General features: G+C 46.9%; 17 protein-coding genes, 2 tRNA genes and 2 pseudogenes. 13 read left to right on the top strand and 8 right to left on the bottom strand.

Translation table 11 applies throughout. The features are described 5' to 3' along the window. Nucleotides 1-7: 7 nt before the first annotated feature. From LBCZ_RS02660 to LBCZ_RS02645, 4 genes are all read left to right on the top strand, one after another. Nucleotides 8-949, top strand: a complete 942-nt coding sequence (locus LBCZ_RS02660; protein WP_025012290.1) for a hypothetical protein — start codon at nucleotides 8-10, stop codon at nucleotides 947-949. Between the two features lie 219 nt (nucleotides 950-1,168). Then, nucleotides 1,169-1,786: a flavin reductase family protein gene (locus tag LBCZ_RS02655; protein WP_025012289.1), complete on the top strand. Its 618-nt coding sequence runs from the start codon at nucleotides 1,169-1,171 to the stop codon at nucleotides 1,784-1,786. Nucleotides 1,787-1,807: 21 nt separating this feature from the next. Then, on the top strand, nucleotides 1,808-2,755 hold the full coding sequence (locus LBCZ_RS02650) for an AEC family transporter (RefSeq protein WP_025012288.1): 948 nt from the start codon (nucleotides 1,808-1,810) through the stop codon (nucleotides 2,753-2,755). A 31-nt stretch (nucleotides 2,756-2,786) separates the two neighbouring features. Next, nucleotides 2,787-3,251: a hypothetical protein gene (locus LBCZ_RS02645; RefSeq protein ID WP_171020825.1), complete on the top strand. Its 465-nt coding sequence runs from the start codon at nucleotides 2,787-2,789 to the stop codon at nucleotides 3,249-3,251. 99 nt (nucleotides 3,252-3,350) lie between these two features. On the opposite strand, the gene lexA is transcribed toward LBCZ_RS02645, so the two are convergent. After that, nucleotides 3,351-3,977 (bottom strand): transcriptional repressor LexA, encoded by a 627-nt coding sequence (lexA, locus tag LBCZ_RS02640; RefSeq protein ID WP_010493617.1) that lies wholly within the window; start codon nucleotides 3,975-3,977, stop codon nucleotides 3,351-3,353. Nucleotides 3,978-4,103: 126 nt separating this feature from the next. Further along, complete coding sequence (locus LBCZ_RS02635; protein ID WP_010493614.1) at nucleotides 4,104-4,298, bottom strand: hypothetical protein; 195 nt, start codon at nucleotides 4,296-4,298, stop codon at nucleotides 4,104-4,106. Nucleotides 4,299-4,772: 474 nt separating this feature from the next. Here LBCZ_RS02635 and LBCZ_RS02630 point away from each other — a divergent pair, with 474 nt between their 5' ends. Next, the gene (locus LBCZ_RS02630) at nucleotides 4,773-5,939 is read left to right on the top strand and encodes an AI-2E family transporter (RefSeq protein ID WP_025012286.1); all 1,167 of its coding nucleotides are present in this window, start codon (nucleotides 4,773-4,775) and stop codon (nucleotides 5,937-5,939) included. Continuing rightward, nucleotides 5,932-6,411, top strand: coding sequence for a hypothetical protein (locus tag LBCZ_RS02625; RefSeq protein WP_025012285.1), 480 nt, complete (start codon nucleotides 5,932-5,934; stop codon nucleotides 6,409-6,411). The genes LBCZ_RS02630 and LBCZ_RS02625 overlap by 8 nt, the downstream gene beginning before the upstream one ends. An 88-nt stretch (nucleotides 6,412-6,499) precedes the next feature. On the opposite strand, the gene LBCZ_RS02620 is transcribed toward LBCZ_RS02625, so the two are convergent. Then, complete coding sequence (locus LBCZ_RS02620; protein WP_010493605.1) at nucleotides 6,500-6,862, bottom strand: hypothetical protein; 363 nt, start codon at nucleotides 6,860-6,862, stop codon at nucleotides 6,500-6,502. A 265-nt stretch (nucleotides 6,863-7,127) separates the two neighbouring features. Here LBCZ_RS02620 and LBCZ_RS02615 point away from each other — a divergent pair, with 265 nt between their 5' ends. Beyond that, the gene (locus LBCZ_RS02615; RefSeq protein WP_025012284.1) at nucleotides 7,128-8,159 is read left to right on the top strand and encodes a zinc-binding alcohol dehydrogenase family protein; all 1,032 of its coding nucleotides are present in this window, start codon (nucleotides 7,128-7,130) and stop codon (nucleotides 8,157-8,159) included. A 36-nt stretch (nucleotides 8,160-8,195) separates the two neighbouring features. On the opposite strand, the pseudogene LBCZ_RS02610 reads toward LBCZ_RS02615, so the two are convergent. After that, nucleotides 8,196-8,495 (bottom strand): annotated as a pseudogene (locus LBCZ_RS02610) (hypothetical protein). A gap of 152 nt (nucleotides 8,496-8,647) precedes the next feature. Between LBCZ_RS02610 and LBCZ_RS02605 the strand changes: the two are divergent. The 5 genes from LBCZ_RS02605 (at nucleotide 8,648) to LBCZ_RS02585 (ending at nucleotide 10,763) form a co-directional block, all read left to right on the top strand. Then, entirely contained in the window at nucleotides 8,648-8,953 is a 306-nt protein-coding gene (locus tag LBCZ_RS02605) for a SemiSWEET family transporter (protein ID WP_010493599.1), read from the top strand. A gap of 173 nt (nucleotides 8,954-9,126) precedes the next feature. Next, the gene (locus LBCZ_RS02600; protein ID WP_025012283.1) at nucleotides 9,127-9,447 is read left to right on the top strand and encodes a PadR family transcriptional regulator; all 321 of its coding nucleotides are present in this window, start codon (nucleotides 9,127-9,129) and stop codon (nucleotides 9,445-9,447) included. A gap of 34 nt (nucleotides 9,448-9,481) precedes the next feature. Continuing rightward, nucleotides 9,482-10,492, top strand: a complete 1,011-nt coding sequence (locus tag LBCZ_RS02595) for a permease prefix domain 1-containing protein (protein ID WP_025012282.1) — start codon at nucleotides 9,482-9,484, stop codon at nucleotides 10,490-10,492. A 100-nt stretch (nucleotides 10,493-10,592) separates the two neighbouring features. Beyond that, nucleotides 10,593-10,665: transfer RNA gene (locus LBCZ_RS02590), tRNA-Ala, on the top strand. A 25-nt stretch (nucleotides 10,666-10,690) separates the two neighbouring features. After that, nucleotides 10,691-10,763 (top strand) — tRNA-Ala (locus LBCZ_RS02585). Nucleotides 10,764-10,937: 174 nt separating this feature from the next. Here the strand turns inward: LBCZ_RS02585 and LBCZ_RS02580 are convergent. The 4 genes and pseudogenes from LBCZ_RS02580 to LBCZ_RS02565 form a co-directional block, all read right to left on the bottom strand. Next, nucleotides 10,938-11,957, bottom strand: a pseudogene (locus LBCZ_RS02580) (alpha-hydroxy-acid oxidizing protein); the annotation flags it as partial. Nucleotides 11,958-12,007: 50 nt separating this feature from the next. Further along, complete coding sequence (locus LBCZ_RS02575) at nucleotides 12,008-12,667, bottom strand: nitroreductase family protein (protein WP_025012281.1); 660 nt, start codon at nucleotides 12,665-12,667, stop codon at nucleotides 12,008-12,010. A 45-nt stretch (nucleotides 12,668-12,712) separates the two neighbouring features. Further along, nucleotides 12,713-13,558: an acetoacetate decarboxylase family protein gene (locus LBCZ_RS02570; RefSeq protein WP_025012280.1), complete on the bottom strand. Its 846-nt coding sequence runs from the start codon at nucleotides 13,556-13,558 to the stop codon at nucleotides 12,713-12,715. A 29-nt stretch (nucleotides 13,559-13,587) separates the two neighbouring features. Continuing rightward, a complete protein-coding gene (locus tag LBCZ_RS02565) occupies nucleotides 13,588-14,448 on the bottom strand; it encodes an SDR family NAD(P)-dependent oxidoreductase (RefSeq protein ID WP_025012279.1) in 861 nt (286 codons plus the stop codon). 186 nt (nucleotides 14,449-14,634) lie between these two features. Here LBCZ_RS02565 and LBCZ_RS02560 point away from each other — a divergent pair, with 186 nt between their 5' ends. Beyond that, nucleotides 14,635-16,122 (top strand): PucR family transcriptional regulator, encoded by a 1,488-nt coding sequence (locus LBCZ_RS02560; protein WP_025012278.1) that lies wholly within the window; start codon nucleotides 14,635-14,637, stop codon nucleotides 16,120-16,122. Nucleotides 16,123-16,134: the final 12 nt, after the last annotated feature.

Raw genomic sequence — 16,134 nt, 5'->3', positions numbered from 1 at the left:
GCATTTCATGCGACGTGAACGTATTCGAAAGAATCGAAGGAGGCTTTACCTCACATTAACCGGCATTGGTGCGGTCGTTATTTTCATCGGCGTTTTCGTTTGGCTGGTGTTGCGCGGCGCCAAGGTTCAAGGACCGACAGCTTCGTCTTCCGCCACCAGCATTTCCATTTCATCAACGGTCACCCGCTCATTTAAAAGTGGCACTTACACCGCTTCCGGAGATGTCACGGATACGAATGGCGATCACCATGATCTGACGGTTTATGTGAAGTTAACCTCGTCAAAAACCTATACGCGCTTAATCATTCTTGACGCGGGAAGCCAACCGCAAATTATTAACGATACTGGCGATGTCAAACAGAAAAAAGGCAAGTTAACGCTCAGCTCGGAGCACGCCAATGTTTATACGTATGCCAGTGCGAAAACTTACAAGCACAATCAGCCGACAACAACGGTCGAATATGCCGCAGAAGGGGCAACCGGCACTGTGCATAATTACACGAAGGCCTTGAAAAAGGAGCTCAACAACAGTATCACCTTAAAAGGCAAAACACCGCACAATTATCGTTACCTAACAACCAGCCTGCCGTTGCAACGGTCAAAGAAGAAGCTTCTTAGCCTTGATGATTTCAAGACGAAGCAGACCGCTTCAAGCTCTGAATCAAGCTCAGCGACGAGTGAAACGTCAACTTATCAACCATCGCAATACAGCGAACCATCTTCAAGAGTTCCCGTAACGCCAACACCTTCTACTGCACCGAGTGTAGAAAGTGAGCACAGCCAAGGCAATAGCACCAGTCAGACCGGTGGTAGTATTGGTAATAATGGCACATCAAATAATAATGGTGCTGGCAATAACGGCCAGACAACACCGAACAGCGAACCCAGTAGCCAAGCACCTTCCCCGGCTCAACAGGTCAGCTCTTCTTCCAGCAGTCAATCGCAATGAAAGACAAATTAACTGGCTAAACGTTTCGATCGAGCAGTGTTTGAGATCACATTCATCTCTAACACTGCTTTTTTCGTCAACACGTCATGGTCATCTAACAAGGCAAAACGCACTGCTTTTGACGCCACCCCGCGCCTGCGCTAAACTTGCAGTCATGGCGTGCCTTTTAGGTCTCCCACCATTTTCATGATTCTTATTCACCAGCCATCGGAGGCTATTATGATCAACTTATCTGCCAATAAGCTATCACCTCGCGAGCAATACAAACTGCTGTCTGGCAGCATCATTCCCCGCCCCATCGCGTGGATCACGACACAAAGCACGGCCGGCGTTATCAATCTTGCACCATTTTCATTCACAACCGGCATTTCTAATCAGCTGCCATTACTATCTGTGTCGATCTTGCGGGACGGCCAGCAGCCAAAAGACACGGCGGCGAATCTTTTGGCCCGTCATGAGGCAGTTGTCCACATGGTCAGCATTGATCTCACCAAAGCGATGAATCAAACTGCGGCCCGATTAACCCCTGATCAAAGTGAATTGAACTTAATTGATCTGCCATTAGTGGCCAGTACCGAGATTCAGGTACCCGGGCTGCAAGCCGCGCGTATTCGCTTTGAAACGCAACTTTACCAATATGTACCGATTCGTGATCGTGCCGGGGTGATCATCACCGATCTATTTATTCTGGAAATTCGACAGTTCCACTTTGCCGATACGGTGCTTGATTTGCCAAGCTTACACGTTAATCCTGCCGCTTTAGCACCGGTAGCCCGTCTCGCCGGTCCTACTTATGCCGAACTTGGTCAAACTTTTACGTTACGGCGGCCAAAATAATTTATAAGGAAGTGTTAGTATTTGACCGCATTTATCTCAAGCGTCTTTGGCGTTTTGGAAATTCTCATTTTGATCATTCTCGGCTATTTTTTGACCGTACGTGGCTGGTTTAATAACCATTCGAGCAAGGTAATTGCCAAAGTTGTCACCCAGGTCGCCCTGCCAGCGTATATGATCGTGACCATCGCATCGAAATTCACGGCTGACATGCTGCTGCGGTTACTCCCAAACTTGTTGTTTCCGGTCTTGTCCATGATGATGCTTTTCGCGTTGTCCTTTTTGGTGTGTTACCTGTTAAAGGTTCCAAAGTCGCGAAAAGGCACCTTTAAGTCCATGTTTTTCAACTCCAACACGGTCTTTATCGGCCTGCCAGTTAACTTGGCCTTGTTCGGTCCTCGCAGTTTACCTTATGTCTTGGTCTATTACATGGCCAACACGACGATTTTTTGGACCATCGGCGTCTACCTTATTCAAGGCGATGGCCCCAAACCAGCCCGCTTTAACCTTAAAAAGGCTTTGGGGAAGGTTTTCTCCCCGCCTTTACTGGGTTTCATGCTGGGAATTGTGTTGGTTTTACTGAATATCAAGTTGCCGGCTTTTTTGATGTCTGATCTGACTTATATCGGCGATTTGACGGTTCCAGGCTCCATGTTCTTTATCGGCATTGCCTTACACGAAGCTGGGTGGAGCCAACTGCGCCTCAGCAAGGAAGCACTCGGCATCTTCAGCGGCCGCTTTCTTTTCGCCCCACTGTTGATGACAGCACTGGTCGCCTTTGCCCCGGTTCCGACGCTGATGAAGCAAATCTTCATCCTGCAATCCTGCATGCCGGTCATGACCAATGCGCCGGTTGTTGCCAAACTTTATGACGCCGACGCTGACTATGCTGCGATCATGGTCACGGAAACCACGCTTCTCTCCATGATCGTCATTCCCATCGTCATGACCTGCATTCAATTCATTCACTAGGAGATCGCCATTGAAAAAATTAGTTTGGCTCATGTTATTACTTATCCTGAGTGGTTGTTCTCAAGGCACGCCGACTGCCAAATCATCATCAACGCGATCAGCCACCAGTGAACAGGCATCAAAGCCGGTAAAATCCCGGAAAAAGGCAAAAAAGGCCGTGCCTAAAGCAACCTTGTCCACCTTGGTCGGTCACGCATTTGTCCAGCAGGATGATCAAAAGAAAGCGATTCGCGTGTTGTCGTCAACCAGTGGCTATTACCTCGAAACGCTGTCGAACCAAGACGGCGATTTTGAAAGTAAGGATCAGGGTATTTTTGCGGCCCAACTGACTTTAAAAGGGCGAATCTTCACCTTCACCGGCAAAGCCCAACCACAGGCCACCAGCAACACGGTTCAATTCCAACTTACCAAAAAAGGATTATTGAAGCAGCTTCCGGATGGTCCATTTTACAAAAAGGTACCAAAAGATGATCTTGATCAGCTTAACCATCCTTGATGGCAGCAACTGTCAGCTCAACAAAAAAAAGCATTTGCCACGCACACTCGATTGAATGTACGCGGCAAATGCTTTTTTAGCTGGCTTTATTAGTAGCACTTATACAAGCGCAGGACGATACAAACTCACAACAATGCCGAGAATCGTCACATCCGGGAAAAACATGTCTTCCATATCATCATTTTCCGGATGAAGGCGAATACCGTTCTTTTCTTTGTAAAAGCGCTTGACGGTGGCTTCATCTTCTTCAGTCATTGCCACGACAATCTGCCCATTTTCGGCGTCGTTTTGCTTCTTCACAATAATCTGATCGCCATCAAGGATGCCGATCTTGATCATGGAACTGCCTTGAACCCGAAGCATGAACAGCTCATCAGCCGAGTATGGTAGGTCATCCGGCACCGGAAAATAGTCATCGATATTCTCAATGGCAGTAATCGGTACCCCGGCCGCAACGGTACCGACAATCGGAATACCTTCCGCCTGCACGCCGATAAAATCGCGCCCTGCTGCAGTCACTTCGATTGTTCGCGGCTTAGACGGGTCTTTAGCGATCAATCCGGCCGCCAGCAGTTTTTCTAAGTATGCTGCAACGGTACTGGAAGAACTAAGGCCAACTGACTTGCCGATCTCGCGAACTGTGGGTGGATACCCATGATCCTCGATCGCGTCATAGATGGTTTGTAAAATCTGTTTCCAACGTTTTTGACTCGCTTGTGTTGGCATCCGCTCACCGCTCCGTTCTCATTTGTTACACTCAGCATACCAAACCGAACGAACGTTTGCAATCATTTTCGCCGTCGTTACCCGAAAAAATCCGCAGTCATCATGGCTGCGGATCATTTCATCAAATTAGTTATGCAATAATGGCATCTTATGCATCTGACGCCGATCACATCTGCTCTTGATGACTGCATAGAAGAAGCTTAGGAAAATATCCAGAGCCATCAACAAGATGCCGGCCGTCGCATAGTTGCTAAATAACAGCAATGTTGCGACCAGGGTCAGAGTTATTAATGTCCATTTAGCCCCGCGAAGTAAATTCATATGGGGTCACTCCTCTCCGTATCGGTAAAACCGACATTGACTCACCGTTTTGGTTGTGACTTTATCATACCTGATTTTTTTTATTTGTAAAGCTTTTGTATATGTAAAATTTACATTTGATGCCATTATTTAGGCATTTTTAATATTTGTAACGGCTAATCGGTGTTTTTGTAAATTTATTGTAACGGCGCCGATACCTTCTTCGAACCATTTTAGTTAACCCTAGCCTCGAAAAATCATGGCTAGTCTAGTATCATTGTTATACAGAAGCATCCGACGTCTGGCGGGTAGAAACTTCGAAAAAAATGACTCGTGTGCAATCAGCTGACTTGTAAAAAACGGCAACTGCACGTCGAAGCTTTCTTGGTTCACCACAGATCTCATGCTCAACTTGTCGTCTTTTGTAAAGGTTACCAATGACACCGCTGATTAAATCGCGTCATAACCTTTAACGTCCTTAGAGGAGGATCACCTGTGAAACGTACCGACTCATGGTTCTACCGCCGCTTCATCAACAACAAGTTCATGGTCTTCTTAATTGACCTGCTTTTGGCCCTGCTGGTTATCTTTGTTTTTACCAAAATTGCTTGGGTGTTCCAGCCTGTGGTCGATTTTCTCGGTATCATCGCGCCGCCGTTCATTTTTGCCGGCATTCTCTTCTATCTGACAGTTCCGATCATTAATCGCCTTGAGAAAACCGGGCTGCATCGCGGTTGGGCGATTGCGTTACTATTCGTCGTTTTGATCGGTCTTCTCGTCTGGGGGCTATTGCGCTTCATTCCGGCGGTAAGCAACCAAATTACCAGCATTGTCGATTCGGCACCGCAAATTTTTACGGAAATCGGTAAATGGCTGGATGACTTGAATGATAAGCAAAATGTTTTATCGCAACATGACCTCAACAACATCGCCAGCGAAGTCCAAACATTCTTCACCGGCAAGCAAGGTGCTTTCGTCACCGGTACTATCTCGCAGCTGCAAAATCTGATTGGCATTGTCGGCAATGTTGTCATCACGATTTCGACAGCACCGATCATTCTCTTCTTCATGCTTAAAGACGGCGACAAGTTCACGCCGATGGTGCTGCATATTATCCCCACCAAGTTCCGTGGATCCGTGAAACAAATGCTGCACGAGATGAATGAAAAAGTCGGTTCATATGTTCAGGGCCAAATCACGGTCGCGCTGTGCGTGGCCATCATGTTCATGATCGGTTATTCGGTGATTGGCCTGCGTTATGGCTTAATTTTCGGCTTGTTGGCTTGCCCATTGAACCTAATTCCTTACTTTGGTTCGGCACTGGCAATGATCCCGCCACTTATCATGGGCGCGTTGACGTCGCCAAAAATGATTCTGGCGGTCATTATCGTTTTCTTCATTGAATGGTTAATTGAAACGCAACTTATTTCACCACTGGTAATGGGCAGCAAGCTCGAATTGCATCCCATTACCATCGTGGTGGTCTTGCTCACGGCCGGCAATCTCTTCGGTTTAGTCGGGGTTATTCTCGGCATCCCGGGTTTTGCCGTTTTGAAAATTGTCGTGACCCGATTCTTCAGTTGGTACCAGCAGGTTTCCGGTTTGTATGAAACCGACAGCCCGACTGATGACGTTGATCAAAAAGGAGTCTCTCATGAATAGTTTTAATGTCTTACTGATCGGCTTAGACATCGTGTTGTTAGCCCTCGCTGGTTATTATCTATATTGGCAACACAAAATTAATTTTGCCTCACGCTATGCGGTTTCGCAACTTGTTTGGGCGGTGTTGCTTGGTTTTTGGTTCATGACAACCCGCGTTAACAACATGCCGTACATTGTGTTCATTTCAATCTTCCTAGTGTTGTCCATTATGGCGGGCACAGGTGGCTTGGCCCCAACGCGACTCATTGCAAATGGGTTGCTGGCCCGGGTTATTCCGTACACCAACATGTCCAGTATCACGTTGACACCTGTCAGTCTGCCTAATGGCCAGGAATTGGTCGTTGCGGTTTTCGCCCTTAGTAAGCGCCGCATGGTCCGGCTAACGTTTCAGGCAAGTCTTCAGAACCTGATGACTGAATTGACAAAAGTACTTCCTAAAACAGTCCCGGTTACTGTGCAGCGGATGAACTAATCGCGAACTAACCATTGCTGCCACTTAAAAAACGCTTCGGAAATTTTCCGAGGCGTTTTTATCATTGATCAGCCGGGACAAAGCCCGTTTATTCATCTAATTTTCTAATGGCCAGCAGTGCAACCAGTGCTAATGCCAATCCGGCACCGGCGATCAGCATCTGCCACGGCGTTGTCGTATCGAGGAAGAAGTAGTCGATGAGCGCCAACATCAGCGCCGCAAACAAAAGATCTACCCAGAATCGGCGCCACCGAGTTGTCGCCGCCGCATCCAAAAATAACGCAATACCAATCAAGGCAGCCAAAACAATGCCGAAACTAATCGTTGCAATGGTACCAATGACATCATCCGGCCGCATCGTATACCACGCGAAGAATGCAAAGCCTGCCGCTGCCAAAACCAAAACAACGATCAGGCCGATCAATTCACGCTTTGTACTCAATTTTTTCACGAGCTGCCTCCTTCGTCATTGAACGTTCTTTTTTATGAGAGCGTGGGCAGGAGCGTTTAGAAATCGGAGTGTAAGTGGCCTCAAGCCTAAATGGCTGGGCTGTGGCCATTTAGGCTTGAGGTCCTTACATGTAGATTTCTGCGACTGCGAACGCATTTTCTACAATATCCTGCACATTTTACCAAATAACCACTGCATTTCCAACTCTCTTAATAAAAAGGTTACAATAGCAACAGATAACCGATCAAACGAAAGGACAATTCAGATGCCAAAAAATATTGCCATCGGCTTCACTGAAGGCCTACCCATTACTGAACCCAACAGCTTTCAAAGCTTCACGCTACCAGTACCAACACCGGAACCCAATGAAGTCATTGTACAAGTGGCTGGGGTCTCGGTTAATCCGGTTGACACCAAACGCCGCCAAACCGCACCACGACAAAAAACGCCACAGATTCTTGGGTATGATGCAGTCGGTACCATTACCCAAATTGGCTCTGCCGTCACTGCCTTCCACGTTGGCGATCGCGTCATCTATGCCGGAACTACCCGCAAGCCCGGCAGTGATCAACAATTTCAGGCAGTTGACGCCGATCTGATCGCATTAGCGCCAAAACAAGCACCCACCGCTGATCTCGCAGCACTGCCGCTTGTCGGTTTGACCGCGTGGGAACTGCTTTTTGAAAAAATGGGCTTCATCCCGGAATATAATGCCAACAAAGGCCAGCATTTGTTGATCATTAACGGTGCCGGTGGCGTCGGTTCGATGCTGAGTCAACTGGCGCGATGGAGCGGGTTAAATGTTTTGGCAACTAGCAGTCCTAAAAATCATGACTGGTTGCGGACTCACGGTGTCGCAACGCCACTTGATTATCATAAAGATCTTGTGAATCAGGTTCGCCAGGCTGGCGTTCAAACCGTTGACGGCGTTGCCTTGCTTTATCATCCGGAACCGTATCTTGCCACCGCTAGTCAGTTAATTCGTGCTTTTGGCCACATCGGCTGCATTGTCGGTCCCCAAAGCGGTCTTGATCTGGCCGTTGTCAAAGACAAAGCGGCCAGTTTTGACTACGAGTACATGTTTGCCAAAACTGACTTCGACTACTGCGTTGCCACACAAGGTGCGATTCTAAGCAAGCTTTTGACGCTGTATCAAGACGGACAGATCAAAGCTTCGGTGACCAAAGAATTTACCGGCATTAATGTTGCCAACCTAAAGGCCGCCACCCAACTCGTCGAAGAGGGTCATATGGTCGGCAAGGTTGTTTTAACCGGAACCTTCAGCGCCGAAAACTAGTTTCAAAATGCTAGACAGGCACCAGTTAAAGGGCTACTACTTCCGGAAACCTAATGCGTGTTGCAACGCAATCTTGGCCCCTTCCGAGTTAAGTTGTCCCGGATCATAAATAATGGAGCCATCGCCCATATAATAATGGAACCGTTATAATACAGCGCGATTGCTAACAGTACGCAACCGCAATTCGTCATTAATCGCCGCCAATAGCTTTTCACTCCAAGACGCCGCCATCATTTCGGGAATATCCCGTTCGGTCACAAATCCCTTATCCATGATGGCATCGGCGCCTTCTTGTTTTTGTACGCGTGTGACCGTATCTGCTTCTTGTTCTGCCATGATGTTCCCTCATTTCATTCATTTTCAGAAAAAATCTAAAGCTGCCAACTTAAGTCAGGCCGCCTATTTGGTTCTATCACACGTTAATGTCTTCCTTGGTTTTCACGTTCGATCGTGTTACGGTTATTTTATTCCAAAAGGAGGCATTTTTGATGCAAGCTGACAATGGAAAATATCACAGTGGTATTGACCCCGTTAAAGCAAAGCGACTGAATCTCCTCAGCAGGCTGGCAACTTTTACCTGTATTTTAATGTATGTTTCGTACATTCCCGAAATCATGGCTAACTTTTCTGGAACACCGGTGAATCCGATTCAGCCGTTGGTGGCAATGATCAACGCTACCCTGTGGACCGGTTATGGCTGGATGAAACCTGCCAAAGATTGGCCGATCATCATCGCCAATGTACCCGGGATCCTGTTTGGTTTAATCACCTTTGTCACGGTTTTTGTTCACTAATCAAGTAAATCTGACGACACCTTCTTGATGTGAAGGTGTTTTTTTTGCTTTACCTAATGATTGTATCATGTTAGTATTACTCCAACAGATGAAGTAATCGGCCGGCAAATTTCAGACGAACCTCATCTGCATCTCACTGACACCAGTATAAAACTCGCAAAAGGAGGAGCGCCGTGATCAGTAGTGATGCCATGCGTGGTTACAACGACGCACTCGTCCTTGCCATTTTGCAACAAGGTGATTCCTATGGATACAAAATTGGCAAAGAAATCCGCGAGCGCACCTATGACCAGTATATGATTCGCGAAACCACACTTTACGCCGCCTTCACTCGCTTGAGCAAAAACGGCTATATTGAAGCTTATCCGGGTGATGTTACGAACGGTAAACCCCGCACTTATTATCGCATCACCCCCAGTGGCCGCGCTTTTCTTGCTATGAAGGTCGAGGAATGGCATCAGGTTAAGCATGTGGTCGATTTATTTTTGAACTAATTACTTGTCAAAATTGAACCTTGGAGGATCGCCCATGGATACAATTACAGCTTATTTAGACAGTCTATTTGCTTCTTTTCCGGATCACCCGAAAACGCGCCAAGCCAAAGCCGACATGCTTGCCAATATGCGCGATTATTATCGCGATTTGTTGCGCGAGGGTAAAAGCGAAGAAACCGCAATTGGTGCCGTCATTCGTGCTTTTGGCTCCGTTGATGAATTACGGGAGGATCTAGGACTAGCTCCTCAGGCTGACCAAGCAAATACCGACGCAACTGCGGAACCTGATAATGCAGTTTCTGAAACGGAGCTCAGTCATTTTTGGCACATTGCCGACCGGTTTGCAACGCAAATTGCTTTCGGTGTTTTGCTTTGTTGTATCAGCGTCGCCTTGCCCGCCTATACAACGGATTCCTCGCTTGAGGTCTTCGGCATCATCGGCATGTTTCTGCTCGATGCTGTCGCAGTAGGGCTCTTCATTTGGGCCGGCACCATGTTTAACCTCCAAAAGAAGCGACTCAATGGCCGGCCCTTGTCTGAAAGCGCCAAAAGATTTGCCCAAGAAACAACCGATACGTATCAGCGGCAATTTTCTGCGAGTTTAATCGTGGGCATAATGATTTGTATTGTCGCGTTGATCCCACCAATTCTGTCCACCTACTTATCACATTTTATCAGCGACGATGCCGGTGGTGCCTTGTTCCTCATCATTGCTGGACTAGGAACCTACTTAATTGTGTATGTCGCCATCAATTATTCGCAAATAAAGCGCTACACTGACGTAACAGCTGTGCGGGATCCTGAGCCACACCTTCATCATAGCCATCGCGATAACTTCCATACGTTACAGCACCACCGCAATCAACGCGCTAGCCAAGACATCGCGCTTTTCCGCCAAGTTTACTGGCCCCTTATCCTGGTGACCTACTTCCTAGTTTCATTCTTTTTTCACACATGGACATATTCTTGGGTCATCTTCATCATCGGCGGTGTATGCCAAAATATCATTATTTCACTGCTCGCTCGGCGAGATGAATCCTTGTAAAATTCGTCGTTTATAGCAAGGCTGGCAATCCTATGTCATGTATCAAGGACAATCCTCTTTACACAACCGCAGAAGTTCAGTACAATTGTCTTTGTGTTTTGGGTCCATAGCTCAGTTGGGAGAGCGCCTGCTTCGCATGTAGGAGGTCGACGGTTCAAGTCCGTTTGGATCCATTAGCTTTGAAGCTACTTAATTAGCGGGTCTTTAGCTCAGCTGGGAGAGCGCCTGCATGGCATGCAGGAGGTCGACGGTTCAAGTCCGTTAAGATCCAGAAAAAGCGCCACACATGAAAGTTATGTCTTTCGTGTGTGGCGCTTTTTACATGGTGTGAAATTTGCGATGGGTGCGGGCTCTCAAAAAATGGCAACGCATGTTCATCTAAACGTGCTTGCTGAGGCCTAATCGTAAGGGGGCCACCCTAATCAATTAAGCAAACCGCGTCTTATTTTAGATGATCGGCGACTGCTTTGACGCCTTGCCAGCCGCCAAGCGCCAAGCCATAACTGAATGGCCGACCAATGCCGACAAGATCTGCGCCAAGTGCCAGGGCTTTGAGCACGTGCGTTCCACGCTGAACGCCGCCGTCAAAGATAATCGGTACCCGATGATCGACCGCAGCTGCAATCGCCGGCAATTGTTCAATCGCCCCGGGTGCTCCGTCGACTTGGCGGCCGCCGTGATTGGAGACATAGATGCCGGCAGCTCCTGCAGTTATCGCAGCAGCCGCGTCATCAGGATGCTGAATGCCTTTGATAATAATGGGTAAGCCTGAGTAACTGGCAAGTTTGTCGATAAGTGCCAAATCCAGTTTTTGCATGGATTCTTTGAACAATCCGCCTGCGCCAACACCGGTTTGACCGCTATTATAGCCTTCTAGATTGGCTAGTCGGCCTTTCAGATGATAATGATTCATGACATCTTTTTCGCGATACCCGCCTAGCGTTGAATCCGCTGTCAAAATAATTGCTAATGCACCGGCATTTTTGGCTTCATCGAGCAAGTATTCGCAATATGACCAATCTTTGGGCATATATAACTGAAACATATAAGGCGCACCATCACTGACTGCAGCGGTTTCGGCAATGGGCTTGGAAGCAAAAGTACTTTGCGACATCATAATACCAGCTTCTTTTGCACCTTTTGCCAAACCCAGTTCACCACTCGAATGGGCCAGCGTGTTTCCGGCAATGAGTGCTGTTACTAACGGCGAGGCCAGCTTAACACCCATAAAAGTCGTTGACTGATCCGGCTTTTCAACGCCTTGCAAGACACGCGGGAGCATCTCCACATCTTGAAACGCGGTGGTGTTCCGGCGCATTGTATAGCCATCATCGGAGCCTTCACTAATGTAGCCAAATTCGCCACGACCGAGCACCTTCTCTGCGCGGCCTTCCAGACTTGCCAGATCCAACACGTCAATCGCGTTTACTTCACCGAAAGGATCGGTTTTAACTGCATCGATCATTGTTTGTTCCTCTTTTCCCTTGAGATCGGATCGTTTGGTTTGTCAACGACTTATGCCAAGTAGTCAATTAACTGATTGACATCGTAACGGTCGGTTTTCAGTGGCTTTTCCGCTGCTTTCCCAATCGCAATCGCCATAACCGGCACAAACCGTTTCGGATCCAGTCCCAACGTTGGAATAATCGTTTTAAAGTCGTAGCCAGACCAAGGATTGGCGTCATACCCGTGAGCGCGCGCCAGCAAAAGCAGTTGCATGCCGACCATCGCACCATCAATGGTTGCGTCTAGGGTCAGGAACTCCGGCGAGGCGTGTTCATAAAGTGGCAAGAACGTATTGAAAATCTGATCAAGTTTCTCTTTGCTGATCTTGCCGGCCTTGAAAACTTTGGTCCAGACATCGCGATAAACTTCGTGCGATTGCGTATCCCCTGCAATGAAAATAATCGCGGAACTCGTATCGATTTGCGGATAGTTGAACTTCATGGCCGCTTTCTTCAACTTTTCTTTTGCTTCCGGTGTATCGATGATGACAAAATGCCACGATTGCAAGTTGCATGCTGAGGGTGCGGTGGTTGCCTCCTTGATCATTTCCTGCAATTCATCCCGGCTGATTTTGACGTTGGGATCAAACTTCCGGACCGAATGGCGGTCAAACATCACATTGGCCAAATCGTTGTTTGTTAACTTTGGTGCTGCTACTGTGTCTGTCATTTTGAATTACCTCATTTCTTATATAAATATATTAATCGTTTTCATTCAAATAATATAGGTGGTCGCTAACGGATTCATCATGCTGCGGTCATAACGGCCTGTGATCAGGTAAGGAGCTGTTTTTTCAGCATCGACTTTCTCCAAGTGCAGCGTCTTGACCATCGTTGACGTTGCAAAATGGTACCACATAGCGCCGAGTGGTTTGAGAACAGGTAATTCACCGAATGGATCATCCTCAGTTGAATCAACTTTAATTTTCAACTTACCGGGTTCAACGCGATCAGCTAGTGACTGCATTTGCGTCGCAACAAGCTCAACATTTGTAAAATGATTTGCTCCATGATCGTCTTGATTTAGATCATAAGTGAAGAAAAAGCTATTCATTTCCGAGGGTTTATTCAACGCAAACTGGCTGCCAAAAGTTTTCAGTATTGACGGATCGTTAACGTCTCCTGCTTCCCAGTCCACTGTCAATAAGGTTTTACCATGGCGATCAACCGAAGCAGTTGCTTGATTGTCGTTGCGCCGCAGTTCGATGCGATCTGCCAGCTTCTTAGGAATACCCGCGCCTTCACGTCCAGCGACCAATCCTGATTCGGCACCAGGGCCATGTAACAATAGCGTCAACGGGTAAGATCCCACCATTTTGTCTTGATAACTGACAAGCGCAAATAGTGTTTGTTCTAGATAAGGTCCACCAAAACTGGGTTTCCCCCTTTGAACTACATATCCGCAAACGATCGGTGCAACCAATTTCAACGGTTTCGGAATGAGTTTAGCTAGTACTTTTTCATCGGTAGCATAAGCAAAACTGATCCCTTCTTGGTCATTCATGCTTGGTAAATTCAGAAAATTCTTAACGTCTGTCTGTGACACAACATAGCTCGACATGTTTAACGACTCCTTTCAAAAAGCGCAAGTTACATAATGCCGTCCATTACGTGAACATCTGGCGCACCATTCTTCACGATGCGATTAACCCGATCCAAAATCAGTGGATTGAATTGCGGGTGGGTCAGAATATAGAACTGATTGTCTTCAAGTGCTTTGAAAACAGTCGCCGCAATAGTATCAATTGGCATGCCGTTCGTAATCACGTACTTGGCAAATTGCTGTCCTTTCAAAAACGCTTCACTTTGATAGTAAGGGTCACTTGGATCGCTGTATTGTTTAGGACGATGTTGTTCTGTGTGGTAGAGATCGGTTTGGACAAAACCCGGACACATGACGTGCATCTCAATATCGGCTCCGGCGCGTTGCAAATCATATGCTGTCGCTTCCGTCATACCGACGCTAGCAAATTTACTAGCGTGGTAGGCAGGCATTCCTGGCGTGTCGACCAATCCGGCAATCGAAGCAACGTTCAGAATAACGCCATGCGTTTTCTGTGCCATCATGATTGGAATGATTCGCTTCATGGCATAAACCTGGCTCATAACATTGACGTGCAGGATCCATTCCCAATCGCGCGTTGGTAATTCCCACATTCGACCAGGTAAAGCAATACCGGCATCATTAATCAGTAAATCAATTTGTTTAAAAGCGTGTAGCGTTTGGTCAATTGCTTCATTGACCGCTGATTCTTTGGTCACGTCTGCTGGAACCATGATGGCATCTGCACCACGGGCAATCACCATTTGATAAGTTTCGTTAAGTGCCGCATCATCAATGTCGATCAAGGCCAGCTTCATCCCCCGCTTAGCACCTTCCTCAGCAATCACCCGACCAAATCCGTGAGCTGCGCCGGTAATGAACATGACTTTACCTTTAAATTCTTTCAATGTTGACAACCTCCCCATGACTTTCTTAAAAAGCAAATCGTAATATTCGCATTTCCGAATATGCCTTTACGATAGCGCTTTCAAAAAGTATGATGAAGAGGTAGTTTGCACAGGAATGAGCAAGTAGTTTTGTCAGTTTTTGCCAATTGTCAAAAGTGTGGATATGCTGCACTTTAAGGAAAATACATGAAACTAAAAACTTTTTTGCATCGGCTTGAAACGACGATGCCCATTATCGTTAATAATATTGCGGCGAACCCTGAAGTAACCAACATGTATCTCGATCCGATACCCGTTAGTCAAGGCGCGCCCGACGTTATTCACGTAACTGTTTCACCGCAAAACAAAATACAAATGGCCATCTATCTTGATGGCAACATCAAGCCAGTCACTTGTGCGCAGTTGCCAAATGCCTCTGCGGAGCAGCTGACACAACTCTTTGATCGCGCCAGCAGTTTATTAGCACCAACAGCCGAATTGCAAGATCAACTAACTCAGTTGGCAATTAAAGCGATCACCGCCGATTTTAAAACGATTTTTGAACAAAGTGCCCGTGCACTAAATAATCCGTTAGTCATCGTTAACCTTCTAGGCCAAGTCGTTTTAAAAGCAGTGCCCAACCCTGCTAATCGGCAGCAACTTACAACAGTCTTGAACGCCAGCCAGTTGTCTCTACCGCTCAAGCATCTTCATGTTGTCTCAAACAGTTCCCAGATCATAATGCCCACCAGCAATGGCCTTCATCTTCCTTTGCTCTTTATGCCACTCGCATATCATAATGACGCGCTCGGGTATCTGATCATGCCAGCGCTAACGACAGCTATCAATGCCATCCAGATTGCAAAAGTAAACGGCCAAATAAAAGTCATTATCAGCTCGCTGGTCAAAAATAGGGTCATGCCAACTGCAGCTTCCAAACGTGATTACTTGCTGACTATGTTGTTAACTGAGCAGCAAACCACAACATTTGCCGCTCAATTTGCGCGCGAAAATGCAACACTGCCTGCGAGTATGGTCTTAATCAAAGCTGAACCGCAAGCCGGTCAGTCCCTGGCAAGTTTGAAAGAACGGCTAAAGTATCTCCTAACACCGCTCTTCAGCCAAGTGCTCATCACTATCTACCACCATCACTGTTTAGTGCTTATTTCAATCGATTTACCAACTTATAATAGCTACCCATTCAAAGCCAAGTTAATCGATGTTGCCAATCGCGCAGACTGCCGCCTAATTGTTTCGAATCAATATGCACGTCCAGAAGATACCATTGCAGCTTACGCGGTTTTCCGCAGAACCGCTAAACTCAAACTGCCGCCCGATCCGGTTACTTTTTGCGAAGATGCGTTCTTTGACTTATTACTAGGACAGGTAGACCATGTTGAAATTCTGCCTTTTTTCATCAATCCCGCGGTCAAAACTTTAATGGCTTACGATGCGGACAACAAAACCGAATTAGTGAGGACGCTGGATGCCTATCTTGAATATGGTGAAAATCTTACTCACACCGCAAAACACCTTTACATTCACTTCAATACATTGCGCTATCGTCTTAATCACATAAGCGAGTTGACTGGATTGAATCTAAAAGACGCTGAAACCTGTTTTAAGCTCGGTGCCAGCTTTAAGGTCCGATGCTATTTAGAACACCGGCAACTTCTCACCCATCATCCCAAATAACACCGCATCCAT

The sequence above is a fragment of the Lacticaseibacillus casei DSM 20011 = JCM 1134 = ATCC 393 genome (assembly GCF_000829055.1).
Taxonomy (GTDB): domain Bacteria; phylum Bacillota; class Bacilli; order Lactobacillales; family Lactobacillaceae; genus Lacticaseibacillus; species Lacticaseibacillus casei.
This window is presented reverse-complemented; position numbering and strand designations above follow the sequence as displayed.

What these genes read in the sequence shown, in the direction of transcription:
- LBCZ_RS02660 (WP_025012290.1), top strand. Translation starts at nt 8, where the DNA reads ATGCGACGTGAACGTATTCGAAAGAATCGAAGGAGGCTTTACCTCACA.
- LBCZ_RS02655 (WP_025012289.1), top strand. Translation starts at nt 1,169, where the DNA reads ATGATCAACTTATCTGCCAATAAGCTATCACCTCGCGAGCAATACAAA.
- LBCZ_RS02605 (WP_010493599.1), top strand. Translation starts at nt 8,648, where the DNA reads ATGCAAGCTGACAATGGAAAATATCACAGTGGTATTGACCCCGTTAAA.
- LBCZ_RS02595 (WP_025012282.1), top strand. Translation starts at nt 9,482, where the DNA reads ATGGATACAATTACAGCTTATTTAGACAGTCTATTTGCTTCTTTTCCG.
- LBCZ_RS02615 (WP_025012284.1), top strand. Translation starts at nt 7,128, where the DNA reads ATGCCAAAAAATATTGCCATCGGCTTCACTGAAGGCCTACCCATTACT.
- lexA (WP_010493617.1), bottom strand. Translation starts at nt 3,977, where the DNA reads ATGCCAACACAAGCGAGTCAAAAACGTTGGAAACAGATTTTACAAACC.
- LBCZ_RS02575 (WP_025012281.1), bottom strand. Translation starts at nt 12,667, where the DNA reads ATGACAGACACAGTAGCAGCACCAAAGTTAACAAACAACGATTTGGCC.
- LBCZ_RS02635 (WP_010493614.1), bottom strand. Translation starts at nt 4,298, where the DNA reads ATGAATTTACTTCGCGGGGCTAAATGGACATTAATAACTCTGACCCTG.
- LBCZ_RS02625 (WP_025012285.1), top strand. Translation starts at nt 5,932, where the DNA reads ATGAATAGTTTTAATGTCTTACTGATCGGCTTAGACATCGTGTTGTTA.
- LBCZ_RS02570 (WP_025012280.1), bottom strand. Translation starts at nt 13,558, where the DNA reads ATGTCGAGCTATGTTGTGTCACAGACAGACGTTAAGAATTTTCTGAAT.
- LBCZ_RS02645 (WP_171020825.1), top strand. Translation starts at nt 2,787, where the DNA reads ATGTTATTACTTATCCTGAGTGGTTGTTCTCAAGGCACGCCGACTGCC.
- LBCZ_RS02560 (WP_025012278.1), top strand. Translation starts at nt 14,635, where the DNA reads ATGAAACTAAAAACTTTTTTGCATCGGCTTGAAACGACGATGCCCATT.